The sequence below is a fragment of the Desulfosporosinus paludis genome (genome assembly GCF_045689965.1).
In the GTDB taxonomy this organism is placed as follows: Bacteria; Bacillota; Desulfitobacteriia; order Desulfitobacteriales; family Desulfitobacteriaceae; genus Desulfosporosinus; species Desulfosporosinus paludis.
In genome coordinates this window covers 733,212-749,512 of record NZ_CP144211.1, presented here as the reverse complement: position 1 = coordinate 749,512, position 16,301 = coordinate 733,212, and the positions used below count along the sequence as shown (strand labels likewise).

17 protein-coding genes and 1 pseudogene are annotated in these 16,301 nt (G+C 42.1%); 16 read left to right on the top strand and 2 right to left on the bottom strand.

Annotated features, from left to right (window positions below):
• The first annotated feature begins 188 nt into the window (after positions 1 to 188).
• The 8 genes from phnC to VZF35_RS03900 all read left to right on the top strand — a co-directional run bounded on the left by phnC (position 189) and on the right by VZF35_RS03900 (position 5,889).
• Complete coding sequence (gene phnC / locus VZF35_RS03935) at positions 189 to 974, top strand: phosphonate ABC transporter ATP-binding protein (protein WP_407311188.1); 786 nt, start codon at positions 189 to 191, stop codon at positions 972 to 974.
• Complete coding sequence (locus VZF35_RS03930) at positions 964 to 1,749, top strand: PhnE/PtxC family ABC transporter permease (RefSeq protein ID WP_407311186.1); 786 nt, start codon at positions 964 to 966, stop codon at positions 1,747 to 1,749. The genes phnC and VZF35_RS03930 overlap by 11 nt, the downstream gene beginning before the upstream one ends.
• Entirely contained in the window at positions 1,749 to 2,615 is an 867-nt protein-coding gene (locus tag VZF35_RS03925) for a PhnE/PtxC family ABC transporter permease (protein ID WP_407314442.1), read from the top strand. Before VZF35_RS03930 ends, VZF35_RS03925 begins: the two co-directional genes overlap by 1 nt.
• Positions 2,616 to 2,671: 56 nt before the next feature.
• Positions 2,672 to 3,877, top strand: coding sequence for an alpha-D-ribose 1-methylphosphonate 5-triphosphate diphosphatase (locus VZF35_RS03920; RefSeq protein WP_407311184.1), 1,206 nt, complete (start codon positions 2,672 to 2,674; stop codon positions 3,875 to 3,877).
• Positions 3,871 to 4,344: a GNAT family N-acetyltransferase gene (locus VZF35_RS03915; RefSeq protein ID WP_407311182.1), complete on the top strand. Its 474-nt coding sequence runs from the start codon at positions 3,871 to 3,873 to the stop codon at positions 4,342 to 4,344. Before VZF35_RS03920 ends, VZF35_RS03915 begins: the two co-directional genes overlap by 7 nt.
• A gap of 96 nt (positions 4,345 to 4,440) precedes the next feature.
• Positions 4,441 to 4,683, top strand: coding sequence for a hypothetical protein (locus VZF35_RS03910; RefSeq protein ID WP_407311180.1), 243 nt, complete (start codon positions 4,441 to 4,443; stop codon positions 4,681 to 4,683).
• Positions 4,684 to 4,730: 47 nt separating this feature from the next.
• Positions 4,731 to 4,958: a hypothetical protein gene (locus VZF35_RS03905; RefSeq protein ID WP_407311178.1), complete on the top strand. Its 228-nt coding sequence runs from the start codon at positions 4,731 to 4,733 to the stop codon at positions 4,956 to 4,958.
• An 88-nt stretch (positions 4,959 to 5,046) separates the two neighbouring features.
• Entirely contained in the window at positions 5,047 to 5,889 is an 843-nt protein-coding gene (locus VZF35_RS03900; RefSeq protein ID WP_407311176.1) for a PHP domain-containing protein, read from the top strand.
• A gap of 282 nt (positions 5,890 to 6,171) precedes the next feature.
• Here the strand turns inward: VZF35_RS03900 and VZF35_RS03895 are convergent, their stop codons facing one another.
• Positions 6,172 to 7,320 carry a DUF2087 domain-containing protein gene (locus VZF35_RS03895; protein ID WP_407311174.1) on the bottom strand — a complete coding sequence of 383 codons (1,149 nt, stop codon included), beginning with the start codon at positions 7,318 to 7,320 and terminating at the stop codon, positions 6,172 to 6,174.
• A gap of 167 nt (positions 7,321 to 7,487) precedes the next feature.
• On the opposite strand from VZF35_RS03895, the pseudogene mscL reads away from it, so the two are divergent.
• Positions 7,488 to 7,903: pseudogene (gene mscL / locus VZF35_RS03890) on the top strand (large-conductance mechanosensitive channel protein MscL).
• Positions 7,904 to 7,917: 14 nt separating this feature from the next.
• On the opposite strand, the gene VZF35_RS03885 reads toward mscL, so the two are convergent.
• A complete protein-coding gene (locus VZF35_RS03885; protein ID WP_407311172.1) occupies positions 7,918 to 8,820 on the bottom strand; it encodes an RluA family pseudouridine synthase in 903 nt (300 codons plus the stop codon).
• Between the two features lie 230 nt (positions 8,821 to 9,050).
• Between VZF35_RS03885 and VZF35_RS03880 the strand changes: the two genes are divergently transcribed.
• The 7 genes from VZF35_RS03880 to VZF35_RS03850 all read left to right on the top strand — a co-directional run bounded on the left by VZF35_RS03880 (position 9,051) and on the right by VZF35_RS03850 (position 16,179).
• Positions 9,051 to 10,166 carry an aminopeptidase gene (locus VZF35_RS03880; RefSeq protein ID WP_407311170.1) on the top strand — a complete coding sequence of 372 codons (1,116 nt, stop codon included), beginning with the start codon at positions 9,051 to 9,053 and terminating at the stop codon, positions 10,164 to 10,166.
• Positions 10,167 to 10,232: 66 nt separating this feature from the next.
• Positions 10,233 to 10,640 (top strand): hypothetical protein, encoded by a 408-nt coding sequence (locus VZF35_RS03875; protein WP_407311168.1) that lies wholly within the window; start codon positions 10,233 to 10,235, stop codon positions 10,638 to 10,640.
• Positions 10,641 to 10,716: 76 nt separating this feature from the next.
• The gene (locus VZF35_RS03870) at positions 10,717 to 11,598 is read left to right on the top strand and encodes a diacylglycerol/lipid kinase family protein (RefSeq protein WP_407314440.1); all 882 of its coding nucleotides are present in this window, start codon (positions 10,717 to 10,719) and stop codon (positions 11,596 to 11,598) included.
• 51 nt (positions 11,599 to 11,649) lie between these two features.
• Positions 11,650 to 13,236, top strand: coding sequence for a CCA tRNA nucleotidyltransferase (locus tag VZF35_RS03865; protein ID WP_407311166.1), 1,587 nt, complete (start codon positions 11,650 to 11,652; stop codon positions 13,234 to 13,236).
• 91 nt (positions 13,237 to 13,327) lie between these two features.
• The gene (locus VZF35_RS03860; RefSeq protein WP_407311164.1) at positions 13,328 to 13,975 is read left to right on the top strand and encodes a flavin reductase; all 648 of its coding nucleotides are present in this window, start codon (positions 13,328 to 13,330) and stop codon (positions 13,973 to 13,975) included.
• Between the two features lie 201 nt (positions 13,976 to 14,176).
• Positions 14,177 to 15,016: a molybdopterin-dependent oxidoreductase gene (locus VZF35_RS03855; protein ID WP_407311162.1), complete on the top strand. Its 840-nt coding sequence runs from the start codon at positions 14,177 to 14,179 to the stop codon at positions 15,014 to 15,016.
• The gene (locus tag VZF35_RS03850; RefSeq protein WP_407311160.1) at positions 14,944 to 16,179 is read left to right on the top strand and encodes a molybdopterin-dependent oxidoreductase; all 1,236 of its coding nucleotides are present in this window, start codon (positions 14,944 to 14,946) and stop codon (positions 16,177 to 16,179) included. The genes VZF35_RS03855 and VZF35_RS03850 overlap by 73 nt, the downstream gene beginning before the upstream one ends.
• Positions 16,180 to 16,301: the final 122 nt, after the last annotated feature.

Below are 16,301 nucleotides of genomic sequence, written 5' to 3'. Positions count from 1 at the left end.
ATGGGAGCCAACCCCAGCGAATATTGGGATTATGTTAATGAAGTTTGTCCAAAGGAGAATTCTAATTAAATAAGATTCATAGACAATTCGTTTAATGGAGGGGTGTTGTAATCAACCGCAACCATGAGGAGATAATGGAAAGGTTGTTTCAACGCCTCTCTTCAATTCTATGAAATGAGGAATTATGCATGACCTTGTTAGAGTTAAAAAATGTCAGCAAATATTATAATGGAGCAGTACCTGCCTTAGATAACGTCAGTTTCTCAATGGAGGAAGGCGAATTTGTTTCGATCATCGGGCCTTCAGGAGCAGGCAAGTCGACGCTTCTCCGCTGTATTAACCGGATGATCGAACCAAACGGCGGGGAAATCTTCTTTGACGGCGATATTTGTTCAAATATGGCCAAGAAAAAGTTAAGGAATCTGAGAACTAAGATTGGTATGATCTTTCAGCATTACAATCTGGTGGATCGATTGACGGTTATTGAGAATGTGCTCCACGGCAGGCTCGGCTATAAATCGACACTGGAAGGAGTTATCGGCAGGTACACAAAGGAAGAAAAAAAACAGGCTTTCCGAATCATTAAAATCCTGGGTTTGGATGAGCAAGTGTATAAGAGATGTGACCAATTAAGCGGCGGTCAAAAACAGCGAGTGGGTATAGCAAGAGCCTTGATTCAAAATCCTAAAATAATTTTGTGCGATGAACCGATTGCTTCGTTGGATCCCAATGCTTCGAAAATTATCATGGATCATCTGAAAAATATCTCTAACGAAATGGGGATAACAGTCATCGTCAATTTGCATCAAGTTGAGGTTGCCCTGAAGTATTCCGATAGAATTATCGGAATCAATAAAGGAAGTGTTGTTTTTGATGGCATGCCGGATAATTTAACGCTTGAAAAGATTCAGGCGATCTATGGTTCGGAGTCCGAAGATTTAATCTTTGATCTGGGTGAGAAATATGCGGGATGATATTTTTACCAAACGAAGAAATAACAATCTTGCTTTCTTTTTAGTTTTAATAGTTCTTACAGTCGTAGCGATGATCATAACTCAGTACGATGCAATCAAAGGCTTCACCAGTATGGCTAAAGCCTTAATATGGGGAGGCAGTAATTTTTATCCTGACATAAAATCATTGAGAATCTTGCCTGATATATTGCCTAAACTTCAAGAAACGGTGCTGATGTCCATTGCCGCAACAACGGTAGCCTCTGTTTTTGCTTTGTTTTTATCACTGGTAGGTTCTCGAACAACAAGAATGAACAGCATCTTCAGTATTATAAGCAGGGGAATAGCCTCTATCTTTAGGAATATACCGCTTGTGGCTTGGGCTATGGTTTTGATGATGGCGTTCAGCCAAAGTTCACTAACAGGTTATCTGGCCTTGTTATTTGGTTCTTTTGGTTTTTTGACTCGAGCCTTTATGGAAACCATCGATGAAGTAAGCAGTAACTCAATTGAAGCCTTACAAGCGACCGGCGCCGGTTATTTTCATATTATTTTTCAGGCGGTATTGCCAGCCAGTATGCCCCAGATGATTAGTTGGTTATTATTCATGATTGAGACAAATATCCGGGATGCCACCCTGGTTGGAGTGCTGACTGGTACAGGTATAGGATTCTCCTTTGATTTGTATTACAAAAGGTTCGATTACCATGCAGCCAGCTTAGTTGTGGTTTTCATCGTGATCACTGTAATCCTCATTGAAGTTATATCCAATAATATTAGGAGGGTGATTCTGTGATGCAACTTGAAGAATCAATTAATGTGTGGGCGCAATTGGAGGATAATCTAAACGATAAGATATCCATCGGAACTGTCAAACCTTTGAATAAAGAATCAATCGCTATGCGGGCAATTCTGCTCATTTTATTGGCCTTGACAGTATATTATCTGTTTACAATGGATTATCAAGGTGTCAATGTCCTCAAAGGGTTTGCCGATACTTACAGTAATTTTAAAACGATGTTTCTGCACCCTAATTCTCATCGATTTACATTAGGGGATGCCTTTTACAATGTTTTGGTGACGTTAGGGCTGGCTTTTTTGACGACCTTGATCGGTGGATTCGTTGCTTTGTTTTTAGGACTGTTAGCCGCTCAGAATTTGGCCCCGAGAAAAGTTACCAATATTATTAAAGGTTTTGTCGCGTTTATTAGGGCTGTGCCGACAATCCTGTGGGTTTTGATTTTTGCTGTGGCGGCTGGTCTCGGAAGTGCTGCGGCGATCATTGGTATGAGCTTTCATTCCATCAGCTATTTAACGAAGGCTTATTCCGAATCCTTTGAAGATCTCGATAGAAGCGTTATTGAGGCCTTAATGGCCAGCGGAGCCAACTGGTGGCAAATTGTTTTTCAAGCGGTTATACCTTCCTCAGTTACCTATTTGCTTTCTTGGACTTTCTTGAGGTTTGAAATCAATTTTGCTAACGCCGTTGCTATGGGTGCTGCTGCCGGAGCAGGCGGGATCGGGTTTGATCTATTCATGGCAGGTGGTTTTTACTTCGATCTGCGAGAGGTAGGGCTGATAACCTATTTCATTATTGCAATGGCAATTGTTCTAGAGATGGTATCCACGAATATTAAAGGAATGCTTCAAAAAAGCAGTTAAGATGGGTAGCATATGGCTCATAGAGTAATTTTTTCTAAGGCAAGGGGTAAGCACGTATGAGAAAAAAGAAGTTATGTATCTATAACGCCCAGATTATTGGGCCTGAAAAAGTTATTAAAGGTTATGTTATCGTAGATGGAAGCAGAATTTCCGAGGTAACGGAAAGCGATTTTCCAAGAGTCAAGTGTTATTCGGATATCACGATGCTTGATGCGCAAGGGCGTTATATTATGCCGGGATTCATAGATCTTCATAGTGATGCTATCGAGAAAGAGATACAACCAAGGCCAAATACGTTGTTTCCAACAGACATGGCCTTTTATGAGCTTGAGAAAAAGCTTGTCGTGAGCGGCATAACAACTATGTATCATTCCCTTAGTCTGAGTGATGAATGGGGAGTACGGAATCAAGATGCGGTTATTGGGGTTATTAAGACGATAAATAGGCTTAAGACGGCTCGCTCCATGATCCATCACAAAATCCATCTTAGATATGAGTTAACGTTCTTAGCAGGGCTTGATGTTTTAGAAGGCCTTATCAGAGAAGGCAGTATTAATTTTATGTCCTATATGGATCATACCCCAGGTCAGGGGCAGTTTAAGGATGCGGAAGCACTTAAGAATTTTACCATTCAATCTTATGGTAAAAAAGAACAAGAAATCAATGATTTTCTGGATAAAACTATCGAGAACCAGGCACGAATTGATTGGACTAAACTAAGGGAATTATCAAAACTAGCCCAAAAAGAAGGGATACGTTTAGCATCCCATGATGATGACACGCGAGGAAAAATAGATACGCTTCTCGAGTGTGAAGGGATTGTCAGTGAATTTCCGATCAATCTTGAAACCGCTCTCTACGCTGCTTCTAAAGGTCTTCATGTGTGCGTTGGAGCTCCGAATATTATCCGCGGTAAGTCTCACAGCAATAATATGAAAGCAATTGATGCCCTAAAAAATAATGCTGCGGATATCATATGCTCAGACTACCTGCCGAGCGCTATTCTGCCGGCAATTTTTCATCTCACTAGAGAAGGTATTAAGTTGACTGAAGCTGTCAAGATGGCAACGCTGAATCCGGCCAAGGCCTTGGGGAACGAAGGCTCCGTTGGGAGTATTGAAGTGGGAAAATCGGCGGATTTACTCATCGTCGAAATGCATCAGGATTACCCCATACTTAGACAAACTATAGTGGGCGGAAATACGGTTTTTCAATCCGACTTCCATATCTATGACACAGAAAGAGTTGAAATCATATGTTGATCAGACCGGCTACAGAGAGTGATCTGGCAGAAGTAATAGAGTTATTGCAAAACATGGATGGTGAAGAGGCGATCGATAAAGACAAAGCTCTGAAAATATGGTGCAAATTAAACGAATATCCTTATTACAAGGTCTTTGTAGCGGAAGATAAGCAACAAATCATCGCTACTTGCAGCTTGATCATTATAGAAAATTTGGGTCATCAAGGCGCAAAGCTTGCAATTGCTGAAGGTATGATCGTAAGTCCGGAGTACAGAGGCTGTGGCATAGGAAAGAAACTTATGCAATTTGTGACGGATCAGGCCAAAGAAGAAAAGTGCTATAAGCTGATGCTTTCCAGCAATAAGAAAAGGGTGGAGGCCCACAATTTTTATCTGCAGCAAGGCTTTCAGCAACATGGAATCAGCTTTATGCTTGAGCTTGAAAATGACAGTGCCAAAGAGAAAGATTTGAAGCAAGATTTATAAGACTGGTTGGATATAGTCATGAAGTGTTTCCTTAGATTGCAGAAAGAACTGGGACAGTCGACAAATTGATGATTAGCAAGTGATCGAGGTGCGGTTATGGAAATGAATTATATTGAATATCTCAAATATGTTGAACATGTGCTCAATGAAAAAACTATTGGAGAATATGCCAGGCAAATGAAGGCGTTTGGTAAATTTAAAGAATCTAAAGATGGCCTGTGGGAGCCGGTTCCTTATTCGGGATATACCGTCATTACGCCTGCTTTTCGTTCGCCTTCGATCTGGGAAGAAGCTTGCGAATACCTTCCTCGATGTCTCAGAGATAAATTTGAAGCTTAATTTAGGCAAACGATGAAAAACATTTGCTTTAACTGAAGGGTGATTCTGTGAGCCAATTTAAAGAGATGATAAGAGAAGAATATGGGAATATCTGTGAGCAATTAAGCAGGTATACGGTTAAGAAAAGGAAACCCATCACTTTGAAAGAATTGTGGCTAACTGAAAACGTTCCTAACTTTACCTCGATCATTTTCCTAAAAGCGATTGCCGTTCTTCGGGCGATTATGCTGATAATTATTGCATTGACACTAGTTCTTATCGTACGAATCATTTGAGGGCCGAGACTGAAGAGTACGAACGCTAAATAGGTGAACTTAGGTTTCCGGCTGCAGGAAATAAGTTATAAAGGATGAGATGATTCGAATGATTGATTTACACGTGCATACTGCGATTTCGGATAGTTCTCTTAGTATTAGCGAGGTTGTTAGATTGGCTAAGGACAAGGGGATCTCCCATCTCGCGATTACGGATCATGACACTACCAAAGGTTTGCAAGAGGCCATAAAGGTGGGCTATGAGATTGGGATCAATATTGTGCCAGGCATAGAAATATCAGCCTATGATTATCAGAGAGATAAAAGGGCGCATATACTTGGGCTATATATTGAACCAGGACATCCTTCTCTGAATATGCTTTGTGCCCCCCTTGTTCAAAGAAGAAAGCAAGCATCCTATGAAATGTTCAGGAAAATCAAAGCAGCAGGGTATGATATTTCTTGGGTGGATGTTCAGAAGTATGAAGGGGGAACAGGTGTTTATAAACAGCATATAATGCATGCTTTGTTGGATAAAGGGTATTGTGGGAGTATCTATGATGATCTTTACAAAAGGCTTTTTCAGCGGGGAAACACCCCCAAAACTCAAGGTATTGCTTATATCCAGCTGGAATATATTGATGCACGTGCGGCGATCCTTGCTGTCAGAGAAGCAGGGGGAATTGCCATTCTTGCTCATCCGGGTCAGCTTAATAATTACGATGCGATTGATGAGTGGGTGGAGTTAGGGTTGGGGGGGATTGAAGTATTCCATCCAAGCCATCAAGAAGATGATCGGCAAAAGTCTATGCTATATGCCCAAAAACATAAACTGGTGATTACGGGAGGTTCGGACTTTCATGGCTTTTATGGTGATAAACCGATAGAATTGGGATGCCATGAACTGGGCGAAGAATGTATCGATGAATTGTTACAAAGGATTAAAAGATAATACTATAAGTATAGTGAATTTGTTGAAATAGCAGCTTCAGAATCTAAAGGATGAAGAGTCGATGTTTGAGGACAAAGAATTGATGGTTTGAGTCAGTGTTTATAATAGGCTGCAAAAGAAAAAGGTTTCAGTAAAAAGAGTGGATATGCTTTTTAGGCATATCCACTCTTTTTCTAAGAAATGACAAAGAATAGTACACTTAAGCCCTTATTATCGTAAAAACAAGCAACATTCCTGCCATGTGAAAGTGAAAGAATATCATAAATTGAAATGGTGTTTGGCTTAGGCATCATGAGTGGTTGGTCTGAGGGAATTGTAACCCCGTTCACCATAGGGCTGGAGTTTATCCAGCCATTTTTCTTTTAGTTTTTTCAAGGCATCCTTGACATCAAAATATCCCTCGTCAGGCGCTTTTAGAATTTCTAATAGTTCAAAGGCAAAGGCGCTTTCTCCGAATTCATTCCATTCTTTCTGAAGTTCTTTATTGGGGTACGTACCCATATCGAGTCCAAAGCGTTTGCCGTTAATCGTCTTAAGATTAAGGGTACTTTCTATACATATTTTTTGGTTCTGAAGGTTGCGAATCTGATAAATACCGGCTTCGGTTTTAGTTTCCTTATAAAGACGTTTTAATTCTTGTTTACGATCCATGGTTGCATCTCCTTTTTCACGAGAATCGCGGTTAAGCCAATACTGGCTGCCATCAGGTGTTCGCTTTAAAAATCCATATTCTATTAAATAGCGTCGGAGAGTTGCAAAATCGTGATAAACAAATTTTAGAATTTGATTGACTTCTTTTTCAGTATAGATTTGATGTTCCTGAAATTTCTTGGAAATTTCCTGTATCACCACTAATTTATGCTTTTCTTTAATTGAAAAGGTTTTTAGAGGTTCATCAAGGCCATCGGGAAAGAGCTTGGACAGGATTTGTTCACTCTCAGTTTGAGTAACCTTATAGCGATCATCGACCATTGTCGCTGTTTTGGGAGGATCTAGAAAGATAGGCCTGGTCTGATTTTTATCCTTAAGGAGTTCCATCATCACGAGAAATACTTTCGACTGCCGTTCTTTTTCTTTGAGGGAGGAACGGTGGTTGCGGATAGTTGAGGCACTTCCAATGCCCAACTCTTTTTGAATATCAGCATCGCTTTTCCCTTCGTAAAAATAGCGTAGGAGTGTATTTTGGTGATCAGTAAGCCCTGTAAACTTTTTGTCTAGTTTGTTAAGATACTCAAAGACTGATCCGTGTGCCCGTTCAATATGGAGTTGCATATAACGACGTGCTTCATAGAAAACGTCATCAACAGGGTAGACGATTCCTTTTTCAACTTTTTTATCACAGAGCAGACAGGCATAATGATCAGGCTCTTGAAGAAATCCGCATTTTAAGTCATCAATTGAAGCATTCCAAAATAGTTCGGGAATTTTCATATTATAGACACATCCTTGTAATAAACAATAATTCCATAGACATAATAACATTTAGTCTATAAAAATGCAAATGATTTAGGTTTGGTCTTTAAACTCGGTTTGTTTTTTAAAAAAAAATTTAGTAAAATTAATATATTATGTAAATAAATGAGAAGGGGACGCTTTTATTGGAACTTCTTAAAGAATTTAAAGAGTTTGCGACAAGAGGCAATGTCGTCGATCTGGCGGTTGGAGTCATTATCGGAGGTGCCTTTGGTAAGATTGTATCCTCGCTAGTTGCCGATATTATCATGCCGCCGATTGGGCTTCTTATTGGGGGGTTAGGTTCACTGACCTTAAACTCTGGCTTAGAAGTGCTGTCCTAGATAGTTCCGGAAACGTCGTGAAGGAAGCTGTCACGGTAAATATAGGGAATTTTCTACAGACTGTATTTGATTTTTTAATCATTGCCGGGGCCATTTTTTTGCTCATTAAGCTGTTAAGCCTAAACAGGAAAAAATCCGCAAAAACCTCCGAACAACCCATCCCCAGCGTGGAAGTAAAGCTTCTTACGGAAATAAGAGATTTACTAAAAGAAAAGTAACTAATGACGTGAGATTACCGTTTTAATGTCTTCATCAGATGCCTTAGGTCTTCGGGAAAAGGAGCACGAATCACGAATGGAAGACCAGTTGCTGGGTGAAGAAAAGCATACACTGAGGAATGTAAGGCTTGCCGACCGATAAGCGTGGTATCCCCACCGTAAAGATCATCCCCAAGCAAGGGGTGGCCAATACCTTCGCAATGGACCCGAATTTGGTGAGTTCGTCCGGTTTCTAGAATAAATTCCAGGAAACTAGCCTCGTCATAACGGCGGACGACTCGAAAGTCGGTCCGGGCTGCTTCACCATTGTCTTGGATTTGACGTTTGATAAAACTATTCAAAGCAAGCCCAATTGGAGAGGTGATGGCGCCGCTGTTTTCAAGAACATGGCCTTGGACAAATCCAAAGTAACGCTTGTGAATATGACCGCGTTCCAGTTGCCAAGCAAGCTGCTGGTGAGCAAATTGATTTTTGGCGATAATCACGACGCCTGACGTATTTCGATCGATCCTGTGGATTGGACGAAACTGTCTATGTTCCCCTTTGCGCTCCCAATAGCCGACTACTGCATTACCTAAGGTTTGGGAGAGATAACGATGGTTGGGGTGAACGACTTGGCCAACGGGCTTGTTGACGGCTAATAAGTAATCGTCCTCGTAGAGAATATTGAGCGGCAGATTTTCCCCTTGGATTGTTGTTTCTTCTTCTGAAAAAAGCTGGATGGAAAGAACTTCTCCCTCTTTACCCCGTGCAGTCAAATACGTAAAATGTCCGTTCACCCATACTCGTTCGCCCTGCTTTAAGCGCTGCAAAACCTTGAGCGAAAAATGAAATTTGTGTTTTAGGATAGAAAGATATTTTTGTCCGGAATCCTCAGATTTCAGACGGTATTCCCATAAAGTACCGCTTGGGTTCATGATGACCTCCTTGTTTCTGCCTAATGAATGCCTAGCATCTAGAGAATATAGACATAAAGTGTTGATAAAAAGGAAAATGATAAGGAATGAAGAATATAGGAACGGAAGCTCTAATAATCGTTAGCAGTTAGATAACTGATGTGCTTAGTGATTCGGAAAAAGCATCTCAGCTCAAGTCCACTGAGTTCTGTTTAACTGCACGAAGACGAACTATGTAAGGAGGCCCTAATTTGAAAGATCCACGTATTGAAAAACTAGCCAATTCTTTAATTAATTATTCAGTTGCTTTACAACCAGGTGAGAAAATCCTGATTGAGGTGATAGGAACCGATCTTACCCTTGCCCAAGCGCTCGTACGTCAGGCTTATCAGGCAGGCGGTATGCCTTTTGTCTCTCTTGTAAATCATACCCTAATGCGTGACTTATTAAAAGGATTCACGGCAGAACAGGCTGAGGCTATGACTCGCTGGGATTTGGCCCGTATGAAGGAGATGCAGGCCTATATTGGAATTCGAGCTGCAGAAAATGCCAACGAATGGGCAGATATTCCTAGTGAAGCCCTGAAATTGTATTCTTCTCATTATCAGAAGAAGGTGCACCTTGAGCAGCGGGTAGGTCATACTCGTTGGTGTGTCTTGAGATATCCCAACGCCTCAATGGCTCAGTTAGGGGCGATGAGTGTGGAAGGATTCGAGGACTTCTATTTTGATGTATGTAACATGGATTATGCCAGGATGTCCCAGGCGATGGACCCCCTGAAGAACTTGATGGAGAAAACGGATCAAGTGCGGATCTTGGGGCCTGGCACTGACCTGGTATTCTCGATAAAGGGAATGCCGGCAATTAAATGTGATGGGCTTATGAACATACCTGATGGCGAGATCTATACAGCCCCTCTAAAAGAGTCTGTCAATGGACGGATTAGTTATAATACTCCTTCTCTGTATCAAGGGTTTACTTTTGAAAATATCGTTTTAGAATTTGAAAACGGTAAAATTATCAAGGCAATGGCCAACGATACCAAACGTATTGACGAGATCTTTAATACAGATGAAGGAGCGCGTTACATCGGAGAATTTGCACTTGGAGTGAATCCTTACATTCTGAAACCTATGAAGGACACCCTTTTTGACGAGAAGATTGATGGAAGTTTCCACTTTACACCCGGTTCCAGTTATGATGATTGTAATAATGGCAATAAATCAGCCGTTCACTGGGATTTAGTGTGTATTCAAAGAGCAGATTATGGTGGTGGCGAAATTTATTTTGATGAGACATTAGTTCGTAAAAATGGCCGTTTTGTTTTACCTGAATTGGCTGGTTTAAACCCCGAAAATCTGAAATAATAAGCACAGCAAATCCCTGAATTCTCCAGGAAAAGGATTAATTCGAATAAGGTCGGAGGGGGTTCTGTGATTAATAAGTTGCTTTCAATTTTCTTAGGTGCTGTTTTGTGGGGAGTGGGTGCGTACCTCGACGTTGTTGTGGCCATTGGCAAATATGGCCTGCTGGGATTATTGGCGGGCGTACTTCTGGCCTTGGGGCTCTTGATTACTAAAGCTTTTCTAGAAAAAAAGACCAATTTGGATTTGTGGATTCTTATTTTCCGGGGGTTAGCTGTTGAAACGCTCTTATTCCCTATTGCCAATCTTATTATGGTGTATATGTTGAATAATGGCTTGCCATTTGAGGAGACGAGAGCGGTACTGATCGAAAGTTGTCTGATCGCTGCTATTTTAGCAGGGGCATTTTCCTTTAACGCCCATTTGCTGAATACTAAGATTCGCCAGCTGCGCACACGACGTCCAAGTAAAGAGTAGTACGATAACGACCCTCATTAAGAAGTGGAGGAAAAGTGTGCGGCTAAATACAGATAAGGAGTCGATTGCAAAAGGCATGTTGAGTAAACGCTTACGTCTGATCTACAATCCCTATGCAGGTCGACGTAAATTAACAGGGCAACTAGATACCGTAATAAGGATTTTTCAAGAAAGCGGACATGAAGTCAGCGTTCATCGGGCATGTTCTCCGGAAGATATCGAAGAAACTGCATCTCGAAGCTGGGATGTCGATCGACTGGTCATCGCCGGCGGAGATGGAAGTATTCACCAGGTGGTTAACGGTTTAGTGTCGATTCCAACGGTCCAACGTCCCGCCCTAGGTATTTTACCTGTGGGTACAGCCAATGACCTGGCTTACGCTCTGCGTCTGCCGAAAAGTATACCTGAAGCCTGTAAAATCATTGGCCGTGGGAATGTCTATAGTATGGACACTGGAATGGTCAATAACCGGTACTTTGTGAATGTTGCCAGCGCCGGGCTCTTAACGGATGTCTCCCAAAAGGTAGACATTCGCGTGAAAAATTCCTTAGGTCAATTAGCGTATTTTCTTAAAGGAATTGAAACCCTTCCCTCGTATCGGCCTTTCAGAGTAGAATTTGAGTATGATGGTAAGCGCTATACGGAAGAAGTGATTCTCTTTATGGCGGTTAACGGCCTTTCGGTCGGTGGGATTAGACAATTGGTACCGAGAGCTTCGTTATCGGACGGCAAGCTGGATATTTTAATGGTTCCATTAGTTGGCTGGCCGGAGACTCTTCGAATACTACTAAGAGTCTTACGTGGGGAGCATGTAAGTACGCAAAGAATGAAAGAATTTCAGATATCGGAACTGACGGTACATACGGATCGACCTATTCACTCGGATCTTGATGGAGAGCTTGGTCCGGAAAGTACCTGGCGTATCAGCGTTGGGCCTAAAATTTCCGTGTTCTGTTAATACTCATATAGTTTGGCGGCAATTATCTTCTAAATGGAATGGAGGTTTTTCATGCACGGTACATCGTTTCAGCAGGAGATTTTAGAACGATTAAGCCGGTTAAGTTCAATTTATAAAGTCGGTGGTACGGTGCGTGATGCTCAATTGGGGGTCCCCTCCAAAGATGTGGATGCCGTTATGGCTCTAAATCATGAAGATATCTGCGAAATTTTGATCCAATGGGGTTATACTCCTCATACCCTCGGCTCGAAATTTCGGACTGTCAGTCTTTTCCAAGGAACAGATCGCCTAGATATAGTGTCTTTTTCGGGAGAACTGGCATCGGATGCTCTCCGAAGGGACTTTACAATCAATGCCCTTTATCAAGATGTTCAAACCGGCGTAATAAAGGATCCCTTAAATGGGCTGAGAGATTTGAGGGAACGTCGTTTAAGAGCTTGTGGGATTGCCTCGGATCGCTTTCAAGAAGATCCGCTGAGGGTTTTGCGTCTGGTTCGATTTGCGGTTCATTATGAATTGGATATCGAGAAGGAGACTTGGCAAGCAGCAGTGGACTATGTTCCTCAGCTCGCTAGGGTCTCCTTGGAACGTGTAACAGTTGAATTGGGAAAAATTTTGATTTTAGAGGAAGTTGATCACGCCCTTGAACTGTTGGACCGCTTAGGCTATTTTCAATTCTATATCCCAGAATTAGCAAGACTTAAAGGGTTGGCTCAAAATCGCTACCATACCAAAGATGCCTGGGAGCATACGCGTCATGTTGTTATGAATACCCCCCCACAAATTATGTTGCGCCTGGCGGCATTATTTCATGATCTTGGGAAATGGGAAACGGCCAGTCGAGAATGTTATGCTAGGGGAACCGTGCGTCAGGAGAATAACTCCTATTATCTCAATGAATTTAAACTGACTGGGAGAAACATGGAGCCGTGGATAAATAAGACGGTAGAAATCCACGGGGGACGATTGGACAATCATCCAGACATTGTTATGGTAAAACATATTAAAGTAATCATGGCAATTCCCAAGAAGCTCTTTGAGTGGGTTCCGGAAGGAAAACGACATTTTCTTCAACATGAGAAGGAGAGTGCCCGCCTTACAAAGGAAATTTTCCCACGCTTTCGCTGGAATATGGTTCTCCCGGGAGGAAGTTCAGGGGAACGGGACGTTGACTATCTAGTGGGGCATCATATGCTGGGAACTCTAACGTTTATGAATGAATTGCGGGGAGAGTTCGATCAGAGAAAGGTTTCCCAAAAATCACGCCGCTTTGCCTGGGAGGTCGGGTGGAACGGTCAAACGTTTGATTCGAAACGCGTAGAGAATCTGTTAGGGTTGTGGCAGGCAGATTTTCTAGGCGGAAAACAAATGAGTGACGATGATTTTAAACGTCTAAAGTGGATCCAAAATGAGATTAGAGACGCTTGTTTGTACATAACTCTGCGAGAGAAGACTCTCGACTGGGGATTTTTTGCTAGATTTGCGCGGGAAAAAGGATTGGAGAGAGAGAAGTTTGGTCGGTTTAAAGAAATGGTCCGCAAGACTTTGATGATGGACCCCAAATTAACTTTGAACAATCGTGATTTATTAGAACGTGAATACCGATCTTTTGTCCAGATACCACCTCAAGAGCGTTAGGCTCAAGCGTATAAAATACTATTCCCAGAGATACTCTTGACCTATATAAATTTCAAGTTTATAATTATTTTAAAAAGGAGAGGTGCTATTTATGGAAAAACGTTGGCGCTGTGACGTATGTGGTTATATACATACCGGAGAAAATCCACCGGAAGTTTGCCCAATTTGTGGTGTTGATTCAAGTCATTTTCAATTGGTTGTTGAGGAAGCCGGGGCAAATACAGCTCCTAAAGCCGAACCTGCAGTAAAGATTGAAAAAGCGCAGCCAGATCGCCCAACAGCAATTCGCCAAGCGCTTTATAGGATTTCTTATGGGCTCTTTATTATTACGGCCCAGGCTGATGGTCGAGATAATGGACAATGTGCCAATACGTGTTTTCAAGTAACTGCTGAACCTGCGAGAATAGCGATTGGGATCAATAAATCAAACTTCACGCATGATTTAATTCAAAAGAGCGAAAAATTTGGCGTATCAGTATTAAGTCAGACAGGTCAGGACTATGCTCGTAAGTTCGGATATCGCTCTGGACGTGATGCAGATAAGTTCGAGGGTGTGGCTGTCCATCGAGGGGAATCAGGAGTTTTGTTGCTCGATGATGTGCTGGTTACCATGGAAGCTAAGGTGATGGGCCAATTGGACGCTGGAACCCATACTCTTTTTTTGGCGGATGTTACTTCAGCAGAGATTCTTCAAGAAGGGGATCCTATGACGTATGCCTTTTTTAGAGCAAGTAAATAATCTTTTTGTTTAGTGATACTAAGCCGTGGAGATAAGAGAAGGTAAAAATGAGGCTAATTCGTGTATGGACAGAATTAGCCTTTATTTATATTTGCGCATTAATTAACGGGGTTTTCATTCGTATTTAATAACGTAACAGCGTATTTATTACGTATTACTATATAATCGGCAGCTAATTTCTTCAGGATTAGGAGGTTATCGATGAAAACGGAAGTTAGGAGATCAGTTTGTCCTTATGATTGTCCGGATACTTGCGGTCTTAAGATCGAGTTAGTAGAAGGCCGGGCCGTGAGAGTGGCGGGTGACTCTGAACATCCCTTTACGAGAGGGAGCCTATGTCCTAAAATGGCTCATTATGAAAGAACTGTTTATTCTTCAGAAAGGGTGCTCCATCCCTTGATTCGTTCTGGGGAAAAGGGTTCGGGGCAGTTTCGAACCGTCACTTGGGATGAGGCAATTGTTTGCATTGCCGATCATTGGAAAGAGCTTATTACAGGTTATGGAGCAGAAACAATATTGCCCTTTTCTTATGCCGGGACAATGGGACTTGTCCAGCGTAATTGTGGAGAGAGCTTTTTCCATCGTTTAGGGGCATCGAGGCTTGCACGAACGATTTGTTCTTCGGCAAAGGGTTATGGCTGGTCATCTGTAATGGGGGAGACCTTAGCGCCCCATCCTGATGAGATCAAGAAAAGTGATTTGATTATTCTTTGGGGAACGAATGCCCTGGCGACAAACCTACATTTGGTTCACAATGTTCGAGAAGCAAAGATGAGAGGAGCTGTCGTCTGGTTAGTGGATACCTACGAAACTCCCACTGCCAAAATAGCAGACAATTTCGTGTGTGTGCGGCCAGGCTGTGACGGCGCTCTAGCCCTTGGCATCATGCATATCCTTGTTCGCGAGGGACTACAAAACCAGACCTTCTTAAACGAGTACGTCCAGGGGTTTGAGGATTTTCGTGCAGAATGCTTGCCGGAGTTTCCCCGGACAAAGTCAGTCAGATTACAGGAATTGAGGTTAGTCTCATTGAAGAGATAGCTCTCCAGTATGGACGTGCTCGTGCCCCCTTTATTTCTTTAGGGTCGGGGCTTTCTCGTTATGGAAATGGAGCGATGACGGTTCGAACAATTACTTGTCTGCCCGCCTTGGTCGGAGCTTGGAGCAAGCCCGGAGGCGGGGTATTGACCAGTATTTCTTCAAAGGCTATTTCCCCAGAGTCTGTCACTCGAAAGGATTTCTTACGGACTCCGACTCGGATCGTGAATATGAATCAGCTTGGACATGCTCTAACAGAATTAACGAATCCACCGATTATGAGTATGTATGTTTATCATTCAAATCCAGCGGTCGTAGCTCCGGATCAGAATCAAATTTTCAAGGGGCTAAGGCGAGAAGATCTTTTCACTATTGTTCACGAGCGGTTTATGACGGACACGGCACGTTATGCCGACATTATTCTGCCTGCTACAAGTTCCCTGGAACACTCCGATATTTATCGTTCTTATGGTTGTTATACAATCCAAAGAGCGGCCGCGGTAATACAGCCCATTGGGCAAGCAAAATCGAATTGGGAAGTTTTTCAAATGCTCGCCAAGGCTATGGATTTTAAAGACCCGTTTTTTAATCAATCAGTCGATGATCTAATTGATCAGATGATTAATCCTTTGTCTCCTTGGTTCAAAAATGCAGACATGGCAAAACTTTCGGCGGGCCGTCCTGTCGAGCTTACGTTACCTACGAATTATAAAATGACCTTTCTTACACCCTCTGGAAAAATCGAACTATTTAATCCCCGAGAGGCCGAACCGCTGCCGCGATATTTCGAGCCCCATGGAGATGAGGCACCGCTTTTTTTGATGAGTGCGCCCAGCTTATACTCGCTGAATTCATCTTTTAACGAGCGGCCAGACTTATTAAGCAAAAAGAAAGCGGCTTATCTGATGATGAATACGACAGATGCTTCAGAAAAAAATTTACACGATGGTCAGCAGGTTGTTGCCTTTAACCAACGTGGAGAGGTAAATTTCGTCCTTAAAATTACTGCCAAAGTACCACGAGGAGTTGTCGTCACAGAAGGTCTGTTTTGGAATAAGGCCCCTAGAACAAGGTCATCGGTGAATGCTCTCACTTCTCAACGACTAACTGATAGGGCAGAGGCAAGTACTCTTTATGATGTTAAAGTGGATGTCCGGCCTGCGTGAACGTTGTCCACAAGAATGTGAATCAAGTCATTAAGACTAAAAAAAATTTCATAGATTACACAAAAAGTACTTGATTATTATTTAAAGTAATTGTAAAATAAGAACATAAATTAAATGATAAT